8 protein-coding genes and 2 pseudogenes are annotated in these 16,884 nt (G+C 42.6%); 3 read left to right on the top strand and 7 right to left on the bottom strand.

Going from position 1 to position 16,884, the window contains the following annotated elements:
* The first annotated feature begins 315 nt into the window (after window positions 1–315).
* Both V7L29_RS05100 and V7L29_RS05095 read left to right on the top strand, forming a co-directional pair.
* Entirely contained in the window at window positions 316–1,635 is a 1,320-nt protein-coding gene (locus tag V7L29_RS05100) for a dihydroorotase (RefSeq protein ID WP_334734739.1), read from the top strand.
* Between the two features lie 458 nt (window positions 1,636–2,093).
* Window positions 2,094–3,269 (top strand): patatin-like phospholipase family protein, encoded by a 1,176-nt coding sequence (locus tag V7L29_RS05095; protein ID WP_334734738.1) that lies wholly within the window; start codon window positions 2,094–2,096, stop codon window positions 3,267–3,269.
* Window positions 3,270–4,148: 879 nt separating this feature from the next.
* On the opposite strand, the gene tsaE is transcribed toward V7L29_RS05095, so the two are convergent.
* The 3 genes and pseudogenes from tsaE to V7L29_RS05085 all read right to left on the bottom strand — a co-directional run bounded on the left by tsaE (window position 4,149) and on the right by V7L29_RS05085 (window position 5,319).
* Complete coding sequence (tsaE, locus tag V7L29_RS05090) at window positions 4,149–4,616, bottom strand: tRNA (adenosine(37)-N6)-threonylcarbamoyltransferase complex ATPase subunit type 1 TsaE (protein WP_334688146.1); 468 nt, start codon at window positions 4,614–4,616, stop codon at window positions 4,149–4,151.
* Window positions 4,617–4,647: 31 nt separating this feature from the next.
* A pseudogene (locus V7L29_RS35405) lies at window positions 4,648–4,934 on the bottom strand (IS1634 family transposase); the annotation flags it as partial.
* Window positions 4,843–5,319: an alpha/beta fold hydrolase gene (locus V7L29_RS05085; RefSeq protein ID WP_334688137.1), complete on the bottom strand. Its 477-nt coding sequence runs from the start codon at window positions 5,317–5,319 to the stop codon at window positions 4,843–4,845. The pseudogene V7L29_RS35405 and the gene V7L29_RS05085, both read right to left, overlap by 92 nt.
* A 1,512-nt stretch (window positions 5,320–6,831) precedes the next feature.
* Here V7L29_RS05085 and V7L29_RS05080 point away from each other — a divergent pair.
* The gene (locus tag V7L29_RS05080; protein ID WP_334688135.1) at window positions 6,832–10,164 is read left to right on the top strand and encodes a two-partner secretion domain-containing protein; all 3,333 of its coding nucleotides are present in this window, start codon (window positions 6,832–6,834) and stop codon (window positions 10,162–10,164) included.
* A 165-nt stretch (window positions 10,165–10,329) separates the two neighbouring features.
* Here V7L29_RS05080 and modA read toward each other — a convergent pair whose 3' ends face one another.
* The 4 genes and pseudogenes from modA to V7L29_RS05060 form a co-directional block, all read right to left on the bottom strand.
* Window positions 10,330–11,238: a molybdate ABC transporter substrate-binding protein gene (gene modA / locus V7L29_RS05075; protein ID WP_334688134.1), complete on the bottom strand. Its 909-nt coding sequence runs from the start codon at window positions 11,236–11,238 to the stop codon at window positions 10,330–10,332.
* Window positions 11,239–12,186: 948 nt separating this feature from the next.
* Complete coding sequence (locus tag V7L29_RS05070) at window positions 12,187–13,800, bottom strand: iron uptake porin (protein ID WP_334734737.1); 1,614 nt, start codon at window positions 13,798–13,800, stop codon at window positions 12,187–12,189.
* A gap of 128 nt (window positions 13,801–13,928) precedes the next feature.
* Window positions 13,929–14,807, bottom strand: a pseudogene (locus V7L29_RS05065) (Gfo/Idh/MocA family oxidoreductase).
* 465 nt (window positions 14,808–15,272) lie between these two features.
* Complete coding sequence (locus V7L29_RS05060; RefSeq protein ID WP_334688131.1) at window positions 15,273–16,673, bottom strand: sugar porter family MFS transporter; 1,401 nt, start codon at window positions 16,671–16,673, stop codon at window positions 15,273–15,275.
* Window positions 16,674–16,884: the final 211 nt, after the last annotated feature.

Here is a 16,884-nt window from a genome sequence, read left to right as displayed (position 1 = left end):
AACCAATCTTAAATCCCCAAGCTGCATCCCTTCTAGGATACAGTTAATCCCAAAGACGTTCGCGGACTCGGTTTAGCTACGCTATCGTAAATCTAAAATCCAAAATTGATTGACGGGGTTCTTCATAAATTAAAAATAAACTTTTTTTTAACGCGCGGCAAAAATTGGTTACTTTGATTGCGACTCAGTTTAACCTAAAAGCATAGTTCTCTGTAATACATAAGCTGCCCTTGCTTTAATTTATATTGAGTCGATAACCAGGATGCTTGCCAAGATTGCATTTCCTCATTTTAAATTTTGAATTTTGAATTCCCTATGTTATCTCCACAAATTTTACTGATTCGCCGCGCTCGCATAATCTTACCCAATGGTGAACTAATGATTGGGGATGTGTTGACGCGCGATCGCCAAATAGTCGAAGTTGCGTCAGAAATTTCCCAAACGGCATTAGCCACTGAAATTGACGCAGAAGGGTTAACTTTGTTGCCAGGAGTTATTGATCCGCAGGTACATTTCCGGGAACCTGGACTAGAACACAAGGAAGATTTATTCACCGCCAGTTGTGCCTGTGCTAAAGGCGGAGTCACTTCCTTTTTGGAAATGCCCAATACGCGCCCCCTGACAACTACACAGCAGGCTTTAAACGACAAGCTAGAACGTGCCTCACACAAGTGCTTGGTTAATTATGGCTTTTTCATTGGGGCTACAACAGAGAATCTACCAGATTTGCTTTTGGCAAAGCCAACACCGGGAATTAAGATTTTCATGGGGTCGATGCATGGTCAGTTGCTGGTTGATGGAGAAACAGCACTCTCTGCGATATTTGCTAAAGGCGATCGCTTGATTGCCGTTCATGCCGAAGACCAAGCTAGAATCAACCAACGACGCCAAGAATTTGTCAATATTCACGATCCAGCCATTCACTCCCAAATTCAAGATAATCAAGCGGCAATGCTTGCAACCCAACTGGCATTAAAACTTTCTCAAAAATATCAACGTCGTCTGCATATTCTGCACATGTCAACGGCTGAAGAAGCAGATTTGCTGCGTCAGGGTAAACCTAGTTGGGTAACAGCAGAGGTAACGCCACAGCATTTATTGTTAAATACTAGTGCCTATGAGAAGATTGGTACTTTGGCACAGATGAATCCACCTTTGCGATCGCCCCACGATAACGAAGTTCTCTGGCAAGCTTTGCGCGATGGCGTGATTGATTTCATCGCTACAGATCATGCGCCGCACACCTTAGAAGAAAAAGCTCAACAATACCCTAATAGTCCTTCGGGAATGCCTGGGGTAGAAACTTCCCTAGCTTTGATGTTAACTGCGGCGATGCAGGGACAGTGTACTGTGGCTCAAGTTGTTAACTGGATGTCCAAAGCTGTAGCTGTGGCTTATGGTATTCCTAATAAAGGAGCGATCGCACCTGGCTATGATGCCGATTTAGTGCTTGTAGATTTAAATACATACCGTCCAGTTCGGCGTGAGGAACTTTTAACCAAATGCCGTTGGAGTCCCTTTGAAGGCTGGAACCTCACTGGCTGGGCTGTAACCACCATTGTTGGCGGTGAAATAGTTTATGACAAAGGCCAGGTAAATACGCAAGTGCGGGGTCAAGCTTTAACTTTCTTATAGCAAATATTTATTTACAGCTATTTTCAGGTAAATAGACCACGTGGTAGGGGCACAGCAATGCTCATAAGTGTCAACTTAAACCAAAACCCCTTTAAAACCTCGTTTCTAGCCTCTGGCTAGAAATGCTCGTCATTGCGGCTCTGCCGCAAGTAAGAGGCGGAGCCTCTCATTAGGCATTCCCAGTCTCTGACTGGGAACGAGGCAATCTCTAAAAGCTGGTTCTAGACTGGCTTTCACCTTAAGTTGACACCAATGAGCAATGCTGTGCCCCTACAACAGATGTGGTTCAAATACATGAAAACTTCTGTCAGCTTACGTAGTAGTCAAATCTTCAATAACTACTTCCTTCCCGCTATCAGATTACCTATTTATTCTTCTTTTCCCTACTTGACATCCTTGGCACAGTAGTTGCTACAACGGAAGGAACCTAACCATAGAAATAATCAAGGAGAATTGCTATGTCCTTCAAAATTTTGGCTTTAGATGGTGGCGGTATTCGTGGAGTCGTTGCAGCACGAATACTTCAAGAAGTAGAACAAGAAATTAGAAATCAGGGGAAAGGAAACTTTTTACACGAATACTTTGACCTGATTGCTGGCACTTCTACTGGTTCAATATTAGCAGGAGGGATTGCTGTAGAAAAGGAGAGTGATGAACTCATTAAACTGTATATAGATAGAGGTAAAGATATATTCCCGCTGGATAGAAAAGAGCGCTATAAAAACTTCCCATCCATCATTAAACCAATTCTTGATGTATTTTCAGTGCCTAAATATTCTCATGATGGAATTATTAGCGTCCTCAAAGATGCGTATAAATCCACAAGAATAAAGGATATTGAAAAACCCATTATCTTGATTCTTGCTTACGATACGCTATATCGTAATACAACCTTTTTTACAAATTGTCATCCCGATCTAGGAGACAGATGGTACGATGACTGTTATTTATGGCAGATATGTACCGCTTCTGCCTCAGCACCTACTTTTTTCCCACCATATAAATTAGAACCTGTAGATAAAGAAAAATTTGGTGATTGGGAATTTCCACACATTGATGGAGGAGTTTCTGCGAATAATCCCTCTCTTGCAGCTTTGAGTCTAGTTATGAGGATCAGTCAGTCTTCAGTCTCTTCAACAATCAAGCAAAAGTATAAACTTGATAATCTGCGATTGGAAGATATTTCTATCCTTTCTATTGGCACAGGTCAAACTGGTGAACCATATCAATATGAGCAAATAAGCAAATGGAGAGGCTTTAACTGGGCACAACATCTTACTAATATCTTTATGGAACCTACATCTGAGATTGGTAGTACCATTTGCCGACAAATCATGGGTGGATATGATTCTAAACGTTACTTACGTCTCCAATATGACTTAAATGAGACATTTAAACCCAAGCCAAAAGAGACTTATAAAGATCCTCGGATTGTATTACCTCCAGAAGAACGAAAAAACCGATTTACAGGAGAAAAAGTCACTGAAGAAATAGATAACACTAATTCCGAGATTCTTCAGGAATTAATAGATACTACCTCGGCATTCATTGATCGAGGTCTTACGTATTATACCAGAGACGATTCCGGTTATCCGATAAAAAAGGCGATCGCTTCTTTCATTAGAGATAACTAGTACGTCACGGTCTAAATAGATTAACCATTTAAAAACTCTAAAAATCCCATTCCATAATACTTTTGAATGAGTGACTTTTACTTCTCTACCTTGGGCTGCGCCCTAAGCGTAGCTATGCCGCAGGCTTTACGACTACGCTCAGGACAAGCGAGCATACAAGTGGCTTTTGACTTTTGCCTTGCGGTACTAGTGCATATACGCAGGAAATTAATTGTCATATATAATACTTCATATTTCTCGTATTCCTACATAAAATATCGTATAAATACGAGATGTTTTATTTAAAGGTTGATTAATATCAGTGTTAATTACAGATGTAAATAGAATAGTTTATTGCTACTTAAAATTATTTAAATTAATTTTAAAATATTTGCTAAATCAGTATTTATCTGTATATATTCTAACTTTAAGTTGGGTATATTAAGTATAAGGAAAAGTTAGACGACTTCCACAGAAGTTGATGTTGTTTAACTTTTTTCTATCGGCTTTGGCTGTTAAAGAAACCAAATTTGTTCTCTTAATTACACTAGAGAGCCAATTGGGTTAAATCAAGCTGACTAAGTTCTGTGAAAACTCTGATTTTACACAACAACAGTTTACATTTGCTTGATTCATACACCAAGTAAATCAGTTTTTTAACTGATTCTTGCAGCAATCAAGCTGCTGTTGAATAATTTTTTCATTTATTTGGGGTTGAGATAACAATGTTAATGATTTACAATGGTGAGCGTGGTAGTGGCAGATAGAACGAGTGTGGAGTTCTCCCTCGACTATTTGCAAAAATTTTCTCATGTTATGTTCAATAAAGTCAAATCTCTCGTACTTCAGTCGAGAGATAAGCTTAAATAGCATCGAAGTATTCGTAATTGTAACTTATAATTACGAATTAGTAATTATTTGGTCAATGACTTCGCTAATGGCACAATTAAATGGTATGAGTTCGACTTGACGAGTGCCCCCGTGCCCATAAGTCAAACTCACACTTAGATAACTATCTGGCTTGTAGGGTAATCGTTCAGCCCATTCAACTGCCACAATTCCTGGCATGACTTCAACACCTTCCCAGTAACTTTCTAAATTCAAGGCTGCAACTTCTTGTGGTTCTAAGCGATATAAATCCAAGTGGTAAAGGGGGAAGCGTGCTTCCGTGTACTCATTAATCAGCGTGAAAGTTGGACTTACAATGGGTTCAGCGATTCCCAAACCCTTGCCAATACCTTGAACTAGGGTAGTTTTACCAGCACCTAAATCACCTTCTAGTAAAATTACACTGCCAGGGGTTAGGGATTCACCAAGAGTAATACCTAAGCGTAGCGTCGCCTCTGTATCTGCAAGAAAAATTTTCATCATTACTCACCGTTCGCGTAATAGAATTTGACTAAGAGGAATTATCCACAAGATTGCTATAAATATTGGGTGAAAGACCAAGCAAACTAATAATTCTTGCTGTAGAGGGTTTAAAGGAGGAACATAACCAAAACGCTCACCTCGGACTTCAATAATTGTCAAAGTGAGATTAGAAAAAGCACGTAACAACCGTTCAGCAGTAGGTTGAGCAGTCAGTTTTTTCGGATTATCGGGGTACAGCCCAGCAAGAGAGTTGACTTGTGCAATCAGTTGCCGCCTGACAACAAACTTGATGATTGTCAGCAAGCGTAGAGCTAAACACCGTCATCGCAGCATCAATCAAAATTTGGGCGACTTCGGGGAGAAACATATCTAATTGCGAAGCACCATTTGGCAAGATAAAGGCATTGTGAAAAACGAGATGAGCAATCTTTTTGGCTGCTCTGGGTGCAACTGCTTGCAGAAGAAAACCTGCACTGGAATGACCGACGAGAATAACAGGTTGTTGTTGTTGCTCTAGCACAGCCGCGATCGCGTTTAGATAGTCAGCAAACGTTACCGATGCCAAGTCATCATCAGGATTGTTTCCAGGGAGCGTTGGAGCAACCGCCGTGTGACCTGCATTTTCGAGTTCTCGAATCACGCCGTCCCAACACCAACCGCCATGCCATGCACCATGAATGAGGACGAAATGTTGACTCATATATTTCTCGTGTTGTGTAAATTTCAGATTGCCGTATATTTAATACAGTTCGGTTAAAATCCCCCCGCCTGCGGCGACCCCCGATAAATTGGGGGTAAAAGAAATTCATCAGCAAGCCTTTTTTAAGGGGAGCCACTGCGGTCTTCTCCTTACAACCCTTCTCTACGAGACGCTCCGCGAAAGGGCATCCTACGGCGGGCGTTAGCCTCTCCCAAAGGGAGCTATTCATTACCCGGATCTTTCTTAACATTTGTGAGAGTATTCACTCACGTTTTTTCTAACCCTTATGATTCGTCTTTAATTGTCAATAAAAACGTAGTTTTATCGAGAATAATAAGGGTACATTTGTCAAGTATGCCTAAGACATCAGTATCTAAGATGGTTATCAAACCAGGGTTTCAAGATTGTTAAGAAAGATGTGACTAGTGCATAGCTTTGGGAGAAGGGGAAACGCTTTAGCGCATAGCGTAGCGTAAAGCCTTCTCTTCGAGAGGCTACACCAACGCTTAGAGCGAGTCCGCGTTCGCGCAGCGTCTCGTAGAGAGCGTCTAGGGTCTCCCCAAGTGGAGTAAGTGGCGTGGGTTGGGGGAATACTTAAAAATCTGGAATTGGAACTGGGATCGCCCTTGGGTCTGCGCCCTCTGTGGAGACAATCACTGGCTTAAAATTAAATGGGGTTGAGAGCAACAGATAAATTTCAATATAGCTACCTCAAGCTAGACTGCCTCCTGCTTTCTTCACTAATAACTGATTACCCGGACTTGATATTAGGAACTGACAAAAAATAAATTATCCAAAATGATTTGTACATTTGTCAAGGCGCAAGGCCTTGCGCCCCGGAGATGGGATGTTTTTTTTAACTGCAAGTCCCTTAAACAATCGAGCTATGCTTATGTATCACGGGTTACTTTGCACAGTCGCCGCCTGTTCGATTAGTTTGACAACCTCCTTCGGATGAGAGATAAAAGCCACATGGCTCTATTTAATCTCGGTGGTTTGGGCATTGATTCGTTTGGCCATGAATCGCTCAAGCTCAGGGTTGATGGCCCGATCTTCAACCATAGCTGCTATAACCTCTGTGATATTTTGCTCAAAAATCAAATCGGAGTCCTATATCAGTTTATAGAATGGGCATCTTGCCATTGGTGTCAAGTTAAGAAAAATAGAAACTTGTCAAGTGGGTAAAACTCAATGGTTAAACTGAACACAATGGTGTTGATTTTAGCCCCTAACATCCGTCGAACTCACGTTAACTTGACACCAATGGCGAGACGCCCATCCCACAATAAATAGTTGGATATTAGCTTGATCTAAGTATCTCTTAAGAAAAGTTATTCCTTTTCAATACTCTTAGGAGAATAAAATCAGGCGAAAGGATTGAAGTGATGCTTTCTCTACGAGACCTGCGCGTAGCTTGCTTTGCCGTAGGGGTACGGCGCTCTACGAGACGCTCCGCGAACGCTAACGCCAAAGCGATCACACAGCCGTAAAATACCCATCATCACAACTACTATGCAAACTCACTTTGATTCAACAACTGCTGTTTCTGTGGGAATGGGAATTGCGATCGCTTTTTGGGCAAATTGTGCTTCTGCCCAAATTACCCCTGATAAAACTCTACCCAATAATTCTCGTGTCACATTGCAGGACAATATTAGAATCATTCAAGGTGGCACCCAAGCGGGAAGTAACTTATTCCATAGTTTTGAAGAGTTTTCAGTACCCATTGAGAGTACGGCTTACTTCAACAATGCTTCAAATATTCAGAATATTATTAGTCGAGTAACAGGTAAATCAGTATCGAATATTGATGGATTAATCCGCGCTAATGGTACAGCTAAACTGTTTCTGATGAATCCTAACGGGATTATTTTTGGCAAAAATGCCAGCCTGAATATTGGAGGTTCATTTGTAGCAACTACCGCAAATGCTATTGGGTTTGGCAATCAAGGTTTTTTTAGTGCTTCAAATCTGAATACTCCTCCACTGTTGACGCTCAATCCTTCAGCTTTGCTATTTAATCAAATTAACCAAAATGCAGCGATTCAAAATAACTCAGTTGCACCAGCAGGAAAAGACCCAGCAGGTTTTGACGCATTTGGTTTACGAGTAGCACAAGGTAAGAGTTTGCTGCTGGTGGGTGGTAATGTCAGCATGGATGGCGGGCAATTAAATGCCTTTGGTGGGAGAGTTGAGTTAGGAGGGTTAGCGACACCTGGAAATCTAAATCTTGTTTTAGATGGAGATAATTTGAGGTTAGGATTTCCTGAGAATGTAAATCGTGCTTCGGTAGTGCTTACCAATCAAGCACGTATATATGTGGAAGGGGCTGGTGGAGGTAATATTGCAATAAATGCCCATAACTTAAAGATTTTGGAAGGAAGTTTGCTTTCCGCTGGTATAGGGGAAGGCTTAGGGACACCTGAGACTGTTGCAGGGGATATTACGCTGAATGCTACCGGAGAAATTAAAGTTTCTTCGCTGGGAAAAGATGCTGTTTCCTTTACAGGTATTGCTGGCATCTTCAGTACGGTGAAAGCAGGAGGTGTGGGTAAGGGTGGCAATATCGACATCAATGCTGCTTCACTGTCATTAACTGATGGTGCTCAAATTCTTGCCTCAACTTATGGACAGGGGAATGCGGGGAATGTGACAGTGCGTGCAAAAAATGCTGTTGATATTGCTGGGGAGAAAAATGGTTTTATCAGTGCGATTTTCAGCGACGCGGGAGCTGGGACAGTCGGCAATGGGGGTAATATAACCATCGACTCTGGTTCCTTTTCATTACGAGATGGCGCTCAAATTGCTGCCTCAACTTTTGGACAGGGCAATGGGGGAAATGTAACAGTGCGTGTAAAGAATGCTGTTTCTTTTGTAGGTAATTCTGGTATCCTCAGCACGGTGGAAGCAGGAGGTGTGGGTAAGGGTGGCAATATCGACATCAATGCAGCAAACCTGTCACTCATTGATGGCGCTGAACTGCAAACCTTGACTCGTTCTGCATCTGCTACCCAGCCAGCAGGAGCAGGGGATGCAGGCACTGTCAATATTAAAGTGACTGGGGAAGTTGATATTTCTGGCGAGAAAAATGGTTTCCCCAGTGGGATTCTTAGCGATGCTGGCGGGACAATTGGCAATGGGGGTAATATTACCATCGATTCTGATGACTTGTCATTACGAGATGGCGCTCTACTTAATGCCTCAACTTATGGACAGGGGAATGGGGGGAATGTGACAGTGCGTGCAAAAGATACTGTTTCCCTTGCGAATGCTGACATTTTCAGCACGGTGGAAGCAGGAGGTGTGGGTAAGGGTGGCAATATCGATATCAATGCTACAACACTGTCACTCACTGATGGTGCTGAACTACTAACCCTTATTGGTGAAGCATCTGCTACCCGACCAGCAGGACGGGGAGATGCAGGCAATGTCAATATTAAAGTGACTGGAGAAGTTGATATTTCTGGTGAGAAAAATGGTTTTGGGAGTGGGATTTTCAACTCAGTGGAAATGGGAACACTAGGTAATGGGGGTAACATTACCATCGATTCTGCTTCCTTCTCATTACGAGATGGCGCTCAACTCCTAACCTTCACTGGTGGACAGGGGAATGCGGGGAATATTCGCATCAATGCAAAAGATGCGGTAACTGTTTCTGGAACTAGTCAAGAGAGTGGATTTTCTAGTGGTTTATTTTCGGATACACTTAAAAGTTCCACTGGCGAAGGTGGCGATATTACCGTAAATACCAATATATTTCACATCTCGGACGGCGGTTTGTTAGATGCACACACTAGAAATGATCAAAAGGGTGGCGACATTACGGTGAATGCCAATATTTTTGAAGCACTCAATGGTGGACAACTCACCACCACTACCTTAAGGAATGGACGTGCTGGTAAAATTACAGTCAATGCTACTGATAAAGTGATTATTAGCGGTAGTGACCCTAATTACAATGACCGGATTGCTAAATTTCCTGATCGCGTAGGAAATATTGGTGCTAACAGTGGCTTCTTCGTCAGTGCTTCTGGTTTAGGAATCACAGGCAACATCGAAATCAACTCACCCAAAATCACCTTAGATAACCAAGGCAGACTCAACGCTGAATCTATATCCGGTAACGGTGGTAAGATCAACGTCAACAGCGATTTACTCTTACTCCGTCACAACAGTCAAATCTCCACTAACGCAGGTACTGAGCAAAAAGGTGGTGATGGTGGTAACATCAATATTGACTCAAAATTCATTGTTGCTGTTCCAAGCGAAGATAGCAACATCAGCGCCAATGCCTTTACTGGTAAGGGTGGTAATGTTGACATCACAGTCAAAGGTCTCTTTGGGATTCAATCTCGCTCACGCCCAACTTCCCTGAGTGATATCACTGCTAGTTCTGAACGTGGGGTGGCTGGGACTGTAGAACTAAACACACCCGATGTAGACCCTAGTCGTGGCTTAATTCAATTACCCTCTAACCTCGTCGATGCATCCCAACAAATTGCTCAAGGCTGCACACCCAGAAGAGGACAAACCGCTAGTCGGTTTATCGCCACAGGACGCGGTGGATTACCTCTTAGTCCTAACGAGCCTCTGCGGGGACGAGCAGTGATTACAGGTTGGGTAGATTTGCCCCCACAAACAACCGAGAGAGTAAGGGATAAATTATCTATGGAAATTACAGATAAAAACCCTACTACATCTGTTACCACATCTACTAATCAGATTGTGGAGGCTCAAGGATGGATTGTGGATGCTAATAGAGATATCCAGCTAGTGGCTCAAGCACCTAATGTTAGCCCATATAGCCCTTGGCAAACAAATATTTCCTGCACTGCATCTCAATAAACAGAGATGGAAAGAATATTTGGTGATTTTTATCAAAATGAATTGCAACTATTGATTCAGGATAATCTGACTTTCCACATTCCGTGAAAAGTCAGGGTTATACCTGGGTTGATTCCTATTTGCAGTTGTGAGTTCAATTTTGATTGAGAATACAGCCAAAAACCTTTAATTCACTGCTGCTTTAGCTTTGGCTTTTGCCTTTACCTTTCGCTTCATCATAAGACCGACTATACCTACTGCTATTGAGCCAGCAGTAGTCATGGGTTCGGGGATAGGCGTGAATCCAGATACCTGAAACACAGATAATGCTTGAGGGCTGCGCAGAAAGGAGTTGAAGTCCTTAGCTGCATCTAGGTTTTGAGTTTGTCTGAGTACAGCAGAGCCATAAACAATCGGAGAGTAAAGGTTGATAGGCGGAGTGTATGCAATTTTGACTTTATCAAGTGCTGTTAGAGCGTCTGTGGTGTAAACAATCCCCGCATCTATACTATCATTAGTGTCGCTTGACACTTTATTTAGTACATCACGCACATCCGTGCCCAAGACAAGTTTGGGTTGGATTGCCTGCGATATCCCGGAATTGGCAAATAATTGCTGGGCGAATACTCCTGCTGGAACAGTCGCAGGATTACCAATAGCCACTTGACGCACCTGTGGCTGTAATAGGTCTTGAACACTTGATATAGATATAGTTGAATTTATCGGCGTGATTATAGCCAAGGTGTTGTTTAGTATGTCTTGCCTGGTTCCTTCTATTAGTAGGTTGGCAGCTTGCAGATTATCTAACGGTGCTTGGGATACTGAGAAGAAGATATCTACTGGCTTTGGATTTGTTCCCGCTATGATTTGATTAGCGAGACCAATAGAACCCCCAAAGGTATTCATAAAGGTGACGTTGGGGTTGCTTTGCTGGTAAAGTGTCTCAACCTGGCGTAGGGTGTCGGTCAAGCTGGCAGCAGCATAGATGTTAATCGGACCACTAAATGTGGCAGCTTGTGCTGGTTTAGCTTGGATTGCACCAAAACCCAAAGCAATGCTAGCGGTAGCCAGTGCTAATTTGTACCTTTTCTTCATGAAATATTTACGGTAAATTAATGTGCAAGTTACTACAATTTTTGAAACTCCAAATTTTGCACCCAGCATTGAAAGTTTGCTTTTTACTCCAGCCATAAAATAGGGTAATAAGAAGTCGTAGCTGGGAAGCAATATTTGGTAGTTCAGTATTTATAAGGTACTTAAATGTCCAATAAATTACAACTATTTACCAACCATCTTTATGTAATAAATACAGTATTATATGTACTTATACTGCCATGAAATCGCTTCAAATACCAGGAAAGTAGGTTAATGCATCAGTACTATAGAAAAAATTTTGTATAAAGTTATTTTAAAAATCCAATTTTTCGATTTAAACGAAGTATATGGGTCTGACTTTTCACGGCAACTCTTCAAAAGTGATCGCTCTAAAAATTCTAGATAAAGTACATCACTGATAGTACAGTAGGTGAAATCGGGTGTTTAAGGAAAAAAACAATGTCAGACTGGTGGTCAAAATATTTTTAGGACTTACGCAACGCCGATATTGTCATTGCGACCGAAACGGAGTGTAGGGAAGCAATAAGAGCGTCAGGGGGGATTACTTCTCTACGAGACGCTCCGCGAACGCTATGGCTCGTAATGACGAAATTACGTTATTTTTGCGTAAGTCCTGATTTTGCTTTGTGTCAACTGAGCGATCGCAGCTTACGACGCAGCGGTAGCAACACTTCAGTCTGTTTGCAACGATTTAGGTATTCCTGAAAAACCAGCTAGACGTTATTGCGATCGCATCCACTGCTGTGAATATTTACTTATGTACCTCTGTCCCCAGTTAGACCTCTGGCTTACCTGCCCCAATATTACTGAAACAATTTTGAGGAAGTGCAATATTCAATGATTGGAGTATTTATGATCGATTGCAGATTGCATCAAGAGTGCTGAGTACTCAGCACTCTGTTGGTTAAGCAAACGATTCACATTCAGTTAAAAATCGAAGGTTGTGCGAATCACACCCACATACTGGGTATCATTTCTGCTGTCGTTTTCCGGGTTGAGAATCACCCAAAAACCAGGAGTCACTGAGATATTATCGTTCAGTCGGTAACGATAGAATGCTTCGATATGGTAAGCGTTGTCTCGGTCTCGACGGACATCACTGTTAGAAACACGCGGTGGTATACCAAAGAGAATTCCCGGCAAATTACCCCTACCCCCCACATCAGGAAACGACATACCAATCGCCCCAAACCAGACATTGGCATTGTCACCATTGTTTACAAACAGAGAATCTGTTCCACCCCTACCATTGGAAATATCACTCAAACCAGAGTTCTTGGCATTTGCCCAGATATATCCACCCCAAGCGTGGATTTGGAAATTCGGGGAGAAGCGATAGAATCCCTGTGTGCCTACAATATCGTTGGAAGTAGCAATGTTGTTGCCAAAGGGAGCGTTTGACAGGACGCTACCCGTCCCAGCTGCGAGATCGACTGCTCCACCAGGGCTATAGCCATGAGAGTAGGCAATACCGATCGCTCCTTGCTTACCATAATAGGCTAAGTGCGCCAAGGCGTTGTAGCCGCCATCAAATAACCCGCTGCTAGCCGATGGGACATTGGGACTGTTTGCTAAATAGCCCAAGGTGAGAACGAAGTCTTTGCTAATGTTCCAGTTAGCGGCTGCACCGCCGCCACCTCGCCGGAATAAGGGACTGTATGACCCAAATAGTGAAGGAACCCCATTGCCGTCGTCAGCGATTGTGGCGGGAGTGACGGTGGTTGAAATGTCGGTGTAACCAATGCCTGTGGGCCCAACAACGAAGTTAAGAGAATCACTGACTTGGAAGTAGTAACGGATGTGGGGAACAAAAAGTGTATCGTTGCTGTCATAATCGAAGTTCAGGCGTGTCATCCCTGTGCCTGTGGCTGCGGCAATTTGGCTTGCACCATTGGAATTTGCAAAGTTGCCAAACTCCAACCGGACTCGCAACAAATCTTTTCCGGTGAAACTGCTTTCAAAGTTGAGACGACTCCGGTTTGCAAAGTAGAGTTGGGATTCATCGTGATCGCCACCTACCCTATTTCCAAAGGTATCACTAACGGCGGTAATAATTTGAGCATTTAGCTTAGTAGTGGTGGAAAATTGCTGTTTCTCCAGCGTTGCTGTATGTGCCTCCAGCGTATCTACCCGCCCCCGGAGAGTTGTCAATTCTGCTGCAAACTCTGTTTGCAATTTTTGCAGCACTACCAAATCTTCTTTCTTGACTAAATCATTGGTACCCGCAGCAATTAATTGATTCACCCGGTCTAAGCAGGCATTTAAACCAGCTGCAAACTCGTAACGACTTAAAGCACGATTACCGCGATAGGTTGCGTCAGGATAACCTGCAATACAACCATAACGTTCAACCAGTGATTGCAGTGCTTGGAATGCCCAATCACTCGGTTTAATATCAGAAAACTGGGAAACAGAATTGACTTGTCCTTCCAAATTCCTATTAGCATCTACTGCATTAGAACTATCTTCTGGAGGTGCTGCCCAAACGGCTGGAACTGCAAAAAATAGAATAAAAATGCTATGAACAAAAATTTTGAGCATTGACTTATTATTTGAAAATGGTTTAATTATGACTTTGTAACTAAAGAGATTACACTCGAACTCAAGCTTCCAGGTTATAAGCTAACCAGGATGAAAGTTACATATTTTGAGTTTAAGTTTTAGGTTACTTAAAGCAACCCTATGACTTTTTGCTCATTGCTGCTTTTAATAGCCGCTTCTATAATCCGCATTACATGAATTCCGTCTTCGGCAGTAACAGCAATTGGCTGATTATCAACAATTGATTTGTAGATTGCATCGTAATAACTTAAATAACTGCCCTGTGAACTTTTGACTCTTTCCCGAATTACTTTTGTGTCTTTTTATGTATGAAGCAAGCCATATTCACTTTCCGGCTCTGTATACCAATCAAGTGTATTAGGCTTCATACCCGCTACTAAATACTCTTCTTGTTTATCGGCTCTGCTTTTGAAAAAAGAACCTTTAGTGCCATGTATAATATAAGCAGGTGCAGGCTCACGCACAAGGAAACTTGCTTTTAATTTGACGCGCAGTTTGTCGTAGTATAATATCAACTCAAAATAATCATCTACCTGCGATCGCTGCCTGGTTACGCGGATGTCTGCAAAAATAGCATCAGGCATCCCAAATAAATGCAAAGCCTGGTCTATTAAGTGCGGGCCTAAATTGTTTAATGTTCCTGCACCCGGACTTGGAACTAATTCTTTCAGGTTTTTGGCTTCTACTACCGTTGTAGTGAATGCTTTTTCTACTACTACATGTTTATTTGCAAGCAAAGCCTGTTTAGTATAATCGTAATGGGTATATGTGGGTGTATTTACCACCACTAATATTACTTGCTCATCTGCTAACAATGCTTCTAAAGAAGGATAGCTTTTTACTCCCGGATAATTTTCCTGTATTAGCTTTTTGCTTCTTTCCCAGGAGCCTGCTAATTTAAATCCGGGATGCAAATCAATGAACGGCGCATGAAATACCCTACCGGACACACCATAAGAACAAAGAGCCGTATTGATAATTTCCATCTTTTTAGTAATTTACTGAAGTGAGGGTTTGTATTTAGTTGTGAAGAAGGGAGAAGGTTGGAATTTATCTGTTGCTCTCAACCCCATCTAATTCTAAGCCTAATCTTTGTGAAACTTTAGAAAATCAAGCTTGGTGAGACAAGGGGCTTAAGCCCTTGTTCTATGCAACTTTACAGGTAATCTGTATAAGGCTAAAACTATAGCGGTTTTCACTTGGGTACAGTACACTTTGACCTCTCTCCAAACCTCTCTCCTAAAAGGAGAGAGGCTTTGAATCTTACTCCCCAACGATGGTAGGGAAGGGGCTGTTATTGTTCAGTCTGTATCGCACTTAACCCAGAAGCGCTATATTTGTCAAAGTCATTTTTTTTGGCGTAGACACGTAGCGGCTTGCTGTAGGCTACCGCAGAGGCACAGAGGACACAGAGATATGAATTATGCCTAGCGGTACTAGATGAATGCCAATTACATATCTTCTAACTCAATTCCTTTGGTTTCTCTAATAAAAAAGAGAATGAAAAAGAATGAGGTAGCCGCCGCAATTGTATAGAGTCCATAGGCAGAACCTAGACCGAAATATTGCAGTATGGGAGGAAATGTTGTGGAAATGAGGAAATTCGCAACCCACTGCATTGCAGCAGCAATTGAAAGTGCAGCGGCTCGAATTTTGTTATTAAACATTTCTCCCAACAGCACCCAAACCACTGGCCCCCAGGAGAAACCGAAGCAAAATACATAGAGGTTGGCTGCAATCAGAGCCACAGTCCCTGCGCTTCCGGCAAGAGTGGGGTTTCCAGCAGCATCCAAGGGAGCGCTGCCAAAAATAGAAGCCATCGTTCCCAAGGTCAAGGTCATGCCAATCGACCCTAGTATCAGCAAGGGCTTGCGACCAAATTTATCCACGAAGGCGATCGCAATCAGTGTGGTAATAATATTTACGGCTCCTGTAATCACCGTAATTGTTAGGGAATCTTTTTCGGAAAATCCGACTGCCCGCCACAAAACGCTGCTGTAATAGAAGATTACATTAATACCAACAAATTGCTGTAATACAGATAAGCCTATTCCTATCCAAACAATGGGGAGGAGTCCACCACTTCTACCTAACAAGTCAGAAAACTTAGGCTGGCGTTCTTGAAGCACTGTCTGCCGAATTTCTTCAATTTTTGGCAGCACATCACCCCCCAAAATCTTCGTCAGAACGTTAGCAGCTTCTGGCTCTCGTCCTTTAGCAACTAAGTAACGGGGGGATTCAGGAATTGTTAAAGCCACCATCCCATAGAATACCGCTGGCGGGACTGCTGTCCAAAACATCCAGCGCCAAGCTGCAACCCCAAACAAAAACGGCAAGTCTGCTGAACCTGCTGACACAGCGATAAAGTAGTCGCTCAATAAGGCGACGAAAATTCCTACAACAATCGCTAATTGTTGCAGAGATCCTAACCTTCCCCGCAAATGGGTGGGAGAACATTCCGCAATGTAAGCTGGGGCGATGACACTAGCAACGCCGATTCCAATCCCACCTAATAGTCGCCAAAAGATAAAATCCCAGATACTGAAGGCAAGCCCAGAGCCAATGGCACTGATAGTAAATAATGCCGAAGCGACCACCATTGCCTTGACTCGACCATAACGGTCTGCAATCTGTCCGGCAAAGAAGGCTCCTACGGCAGATCCCAGCAACGCTAGGGACACTGCCAGCCCAGTCAGCCAACTACTGGTGTTAAAAGCTTTTGATAGAGATAAAACTGCGCCGTTGATTACAGCAGTATCAAAACCGAACAGAAAGCCGCCGAGGGCAGCAGCACCAGCAATCAAAATGACATAAAACGTGTTGGCTTTACGACGAACAGTAGTAGAAGACATAGTTATAAGTAGTGGGGAGTGGAGAGAGACGCGATTAATTGCGTCTGTACTAGGGAGCAGGGGGGTAGGAGAATAGAGAGCAAAGACTCATTAATGGAGTTCAAAGGCTCATTAATGGAGTTCAAAGGCTCATTAATGGAGTTCAAAGGCTCATTAATGAAGTTTAAAGACTCATTAATGGAGTTCAAAGACTCATTAATGAAGTTCAAAG

The sequence above is a fragment of the Nostoc sp. genome, assembly GCF_036916575.1.
Classification (GTDB): Bacteria; Cyanobacteriota; Cyanobacteriia; order Cyanobacteriales; family Nostocaceae; genus Nostoc.
The sequence above is the reverse complement of the archived record's forward strand: the minus strand, read 5'-3'. Positions and strand labels throughout refer to the sequence as shown.

Coding starts and splice junctions, on each gene's coding strand:
- V7L29_RS05070 (WP_334734737.1), bottom strand. CDS start 13,800: ATGCTCAAAATTTTTGTTCATAGCATTTTTATTCTATTTTTTGCAGTT.
- V7L29_RS05080 (WP_334688135.1), top strand. CDS start 6,832: ATGCAAACTCACTTTGATTCAACAACTGCTGTTTCTGTGGGAATGGGA.
- V7L29_RS05100 (WP_334734739.1), top strand. CDS start 316: ATGTTATCTCCACAAATTTTACTGATTCGCCGCGCTCGCATAATCTTA.
- V7L29_RS05060 (WP_334688131.1), bottom strand. CDS start 16,673: ATGTCTTCTACTACTGTTCGTCGTAAAGCCAACACGTTTTATGTCATT.
- modA (WP_334688134.1), bottom strand. CDS start 11,238: ATGAAGAAAAGGTACAAATTAGCACTGGCTACCGCTAGCATTGCTTTG.
- tsaE (WP_334688146.1), bottom strand. CDS start 4,616: ATGAAAATTTTTCTTGCAGATACAGAGGCGACGCTACGCTTAGGTATT.
- V7L29_RS05085 (WP_334688137.1), bottom strand. CDS start 5,319: ATGAGTCAACATTTCGTCCTCATTCATGGTGCATGGCATGGCGGTTGG.
- V7L29_RS05095 (WP_334734738.1), top strand. CDS start 2,094: ATGTCCTTCAAAATTTTGGCTTTAGATGGTGGCGGTATTCGTGGAGTC.